Here is a 4,980-nt window from a genome sequence, read left to right as displayed (position 1 = left end):
AATTTAATAATGCTGCGAAGTAACGTGAATAACATATATAAAGCTAATTATCAGGTAGAAAGTAGGAGGGTGAACAACTGATAACTTAATATTATCATGCAAATAGTAAAATGGGAATATCTGTAGACTGGAAAAATATAAAAGATGGATTCAGAACTTTTGAAGAACTTGCCTATACTTATGTACAGGAAAAATATCCCAATTCTACATGGAAAAAGACTGGCGAAACACGCGATGGCAATAAAGATGCTGTAGCCTTAGTGTTTGGTTATCAACCTTATCCAGATAAGGAAGAGCAATGGTGGATGGAAGCAAAGTATTCCACTGAAAGTCTGATTATCAGTCGTTATAAACTTGATGCAACTATTGTAAGTGCTATTTTAAATGGTTCTGTCAGTCGGATTTTCTTTGTAACAAATATACTAATAAGTACAAAAACGATTATGGATATTCGTACAGCATTATACAATGCTTTAAATTGCAGAGATATCATATTTTGTACACGGTATACCTTGGAGCATTGGCTTGCAAATAATAATCGTATTTACCATAAATTTTTTAATATTGATGAGGAGTATAAACTAGTGCCGATAACCGGTTCAGAACTTTTTGCAACACAGGATATCAATTTTTATACTGTTGGTGGTAGTAGAGTATCTTTTAAGGAGCCTGTGCGTTCATTGTACATAGGTGAAAGCTACATAGGATATTTCAGTGTATTCAGTGATTCAAAAAGAATTGTAGCTCTTCGTGCTGCCCCTGGCATCAAAGGTTTAAAGCTTCTTTCAAAAAACAAGATTATATTAGAACCAGGAGAAAACCAGATAAAATTTCAGTTTGAGATAGGAAAAGAATATACACAAAACAAAAATGAACGCACTGTACCAATATTTACCATAGGTAAATTAAAAGTTCCGCCACTGCGCCCAATTATACCTACTGAAAATTTGAAAGGTACACTTACAATCTCTACTCAAATCAAAACACTGGAAGAGTTAGTAACGGGAATTAAAGATTTTATAAAAAAAAGTAGAACAGCTATCCATACTTTAGAGGGTATATCGGGAGCTGGAAAAAGTCATTTGATAGAACAACTTCTCAATCGCCATACAATTGATGAAAAAGAAGATTTATTTTTTGGTTCTTTTGTACAATCTACAGAGAAAAACGCTGAATTGTTTCTAAATATGATTCTTTTCTTTTTATTCCCTTATTTAGCTCCAGATGCAATAACAAAGGAATATATCCGTGGCTTAAACAACAAGAATATAAGTGATGCATTATTTGATCTTATTGAAAACAAAAATGATATCGAGTCGTTTATTGGGGCTTTAACTAATATTTGTGAGAATGATTTACTTATCCCTCAAGAAATATCAATAAACAGAAGATTTATTTTTCTCGACGATTTGCAAAAGTTGGATCAAGTAATCTCAAAATGTTTAGTATCATTTCTTACTTCAATCAACCAACGTAAACTTCCGGTTTTTATACTCCTCTCTGGACAGCCTTATTATTTTAACAACAGTCAGGAATTTAAATATTTAAAAGAGAATTGTGTTGTAAAACGACATATCTATGAAATAAGAATACATGATATTTTAGATTGCTTTTCATTTCATAAACTTGCCGAAGATGAAATAACGACTAAATGGCTACATGCACTTGAATTTAATGTAATTGAATTATTTATATTCTCTAAATATATTTGGGAAGAATCTCATTCGATAAAAAGTGTAGATGAACTAATGCTTTTGTGTAAAGCATTCCGCCGTAGTGGGATAATGGAGCAGCATTTATTGAGTAAGTTTAATGAGTTTTTCTTAACTAATCCGGACTGTAAAGAGCTGTGCAACCTGATATATTGGTCACACATCCCCTTTTCAATCCCTCCAGGATCGGAAAAGCACCAGATTGCCGAAAAGATTGTCAGAGTAGGCCTCGCTCGATATAACAGCGACGATGCTCTAATACCGCAGCATGATATATATGCAGAATGCTATCGAAGACATTTTTCATCTCCGCAATATGAGGAAGCAGATCTTACTACGGTTTATCCACTTAATATATTCACTTGTCTTGCAAATGTATACATACCTAGTAAACTAACAAAAAGTATTGAGTCAGTGCGGCAACTTATAAAAAGCAAGAATTTTAACACTGTACTTTTTATTTTGCAAAATCTGTTTGAAACTAGTTTAAAGCAGGAATTAAAGCAAAAACTACCTGAAGAACAATACTATGAACTATATCTGATGTATGCTTTAGCGGCAAATCAACAAAGCCTGACGGCAAATTGTAGGGCACTTTTTGATGAACTTATAAATGAAATTTATCATAGTGAAAATAGCAATATTCAGCATATTTGCTTGCAAGCTATGTGGGAGCTTGCTTTGTTACATTATGAAAATATGAGTTATAAAATAGCATTAGCAAAACTTGATATGATGATGCTATTGATAAAGAAACTTCAAAGAAGTGCTGTATTGCCGTCTAAAATGCTAAAATGCCTGCACTATCATGACGCAATGGTGGCTGATACGCTGATAAAAGCGAATAAAAACGAAGCTACGTATCAGCTTTATTTAAAGCGCTCTGCAGAGATGAAGGATAATGGCTTTGATTATCGTTATCTGAGTTTCACAATAAGGTATGCACTTACACGATGTACCAAAGATATGCCCCAATGTATAGAAATGATAGAAAAAAGTATGATAGAACTTGCCGAAAGGTATGGTGTTAATGATAAGCATTATAACTGGTGTGGATTTCATCTAAACTTTTTTAGAATGATTTATGAAGAACGTCATGAATTATTAAAAGACGTATTAGACTATCATTTGAAAATGAAAAAAAATCATTATAGTAATTATAGACACAGGTTGAGTATACTTGCCATGTATTACTATAGTATAAATGATGAAATGAATGGCAATAAATATTTACTAAAAGAAAGTATATTTAGCCGTGAACTATGTGCAAGGCAAAGAGCCTTTCATTATATGGCACTGGCCTTGCACGAAGCTGTTTATGGAAGTCAGAGCGAAGCATATAATTATTTAAAAGATGCCGATCAACTTTTATCCGAACTGCCCGACTACAAAGTAATTGTAATACATAATATGAATATAATCAAAAGCGGGTGCTTTTCCAGCACCTATATTTGTTTCTGGTTTGGTAGTGAGCTAACAGTTCCCTACTATTATATTGACCCACGTTGTTCTTGGTAACAATCAATATAAAGTTGTATCTGTAATGTTTGGTTGTATATGCTGTCTAATTTCTTCAGCTGTGGCATAAGCAAAATACTCATCTGTTGTTATTAATGATGTAAATGCTTGTAACACTTTTCTGAGGAAAAATTTCTTTCGTTCCTCAGAATGTTCATATTCAAATATTTGCTTAATAATTATGTTCATATAACTTTCGCATAATCGGTAGTAATCTAATTGATATGTTGCGAATTTATTCTCCTCAACAAAATATTTTCTCATTCTTAAATAACATTCCTTAAAGTCAAGAATATGTTTTTCGCTGAAAGATTGAATGATCGAATCGGAGCGTCGGTAATGATGATACGCAGCATGAGGAACACATACTATTTTCTCAGCACGAAGAAATGTATAAACGCAAAATAAAACACCCTGAAAATAAATACCTTCCTCAAATCTCGCTTTGGAGGCATCAAGAAAGCTTTTCCTGAATACTTTATTCCAACAAGCTCTATGGAGTTTAATCCCCATTTCATATTGTCCGCTTAATATTCGCAACGCCATTTCAGACGAAAAAGTGTAAAACTGATTAAAATAACATAAATACTCTGGTTGTCCTCTAAATCCATCGCGTTCTCTTATTACTGAAAAAATTCCGATATCTGCATCAGTCTTCTCCATATGGGCAATGCTTTTTTCATATAAATCCAAATCAACCCAGTCATCACTATCGCAAAATGCAATAAATTTCCCTTTTGCTCGACAAAGCCCTATATTTCTTGCAGCTCCAGGTCCAACCGAATATTCATTCCGTATATAAATCAAATTTTCTTTATTTCCATAAGAATCTATAATCGAAGTTAGATCATTCGTAGAGCCGTCATCCACTACAATAACTTCGATTTTCTGTAAAGTTTGAAAAAGTAGGGAGTCAATACATTTCTTCAGATAGTCTGAAGTATTATATGCCGGTATAATTATGCTAAGTATTATATTTTTCATCGTTTTCAATCATTTCCTTCCAGTTAATATTATATTGTTTTGTTACAGATGACAGATAAAAATCATTTCTGTTCTGAAGTTTATTCACTAGAAAAAGTCCTTCTTTTGCGACTTCTTTGATACTTTTCGGATGCTGAGGTTTGTGTGCAACAACAATTACAGGAGTATTATTTAGTACCTGCATACACTTCAACCAGATATCATCTGAATACAAACATAACCTAAGAATGTTTTCTGCATTAAAAAGTTCAGGATGCATACAATATGGAGGATATAAAACACCTCCTACTCCTGTTGCCATTATCTGTATTGATGGTGTCCCTGTTACTGAAGTTTCCCAGTCCCATTGTTGATAGGGAAGCAGACTGCCATCTTGGTTCATCCGGATTTTATGAGCTCGTCCTGTAATAACAGCTTCGGGAAATTGTTGGTGGGTTTCAACTAATAATTTTAAAAGATATGGAGGATATATGGCATCGTCATCGAAAGTTATAATGATATCGTCTGGATATTCGCGCATAGCATGAAAATACTTATTATGTGGCTTATAGTCATCTGTAAAATATTTTACCTCAAGCCCCTTATCTTGAAACGATTTTATATTCTCAGCTATTTTTTCACCCTCATGCAGATACAATACAACTCTATCTGGTTGATATTGCTGAAGAAAAAGACTATCCAAACAAAGATGAAGAGTTGCTAGTCTTTTTTGATGGCTTGTTAGGGAAACAATTACAGACATATAATATTAAGTTATCAGTTGTTC

At 33.2% G+C, this 4,980-nt stretch carries 3 protein-coding genes; 1 reads left to right on the top strand and 2 read right to left on the bottom strand.

Annotated features, from left to right (window positions below; translation table 11 throughout):
- Positions 1–110: 110 nt before the first annotated feature.
- Positions 111–3,230: an ATP-binding protein gene (locus tag HMPREF1212_RS26220; RefSeq protein WP_046151772.1), complete on the top strand. Its 3,120-nt coding sequence runs from the start codon at positions 111–113 to the stop codon at positions 3,228–3,230.
- A 3-nt stretch (positions 3,231–3,233) separates the two neighbouring features.
- Here the strand turns inward: HMPREF1212_RS26220 and HMPREF1212_RS26215 are convergent, their stop codons facing one another.
- Positions 3,234–4,214: a glycosyltransferase family 2 protein gene (locus tag HMPREF1212_RS26215; RefSeq protein WP_028729968.1), complete on the bottom strand. Its 981-nt coding sequence runs from the start codon at positions 4,212–4,214 to the stop codon at positions 3,234–3,236.
- Entirely contained in the window at positions 4,195–4,956 is a 762-nt protein-coding gene (locus HMPREF1212_RS26210) for a glycosyltransferase (RefSeq protein WP_044193415.1), read from the bottom strand. Before HMPREF1212_RS26210 ends, HMPREF1212_RS26215 begins: the two co-directional genes overlap by 20 nt.
- Positions 4,957–4,980: the final 24 nt, after the last annotated feature.

Origin of the sequence: Parabacteroides sp. HGS0025 (assembly GCF_000969845.1) — a bacterium.
GTDB classification, from domain to species: domain Bacteria; phylum Bacteroidota; class Bacteroidia; order Bacteroidales; family Tannerellaceae; genus Parabacteroides; species Parabacteroides gordonii.
This window is presented reverse-complemented; position numbering and strand designations above follow the sequence as displayed.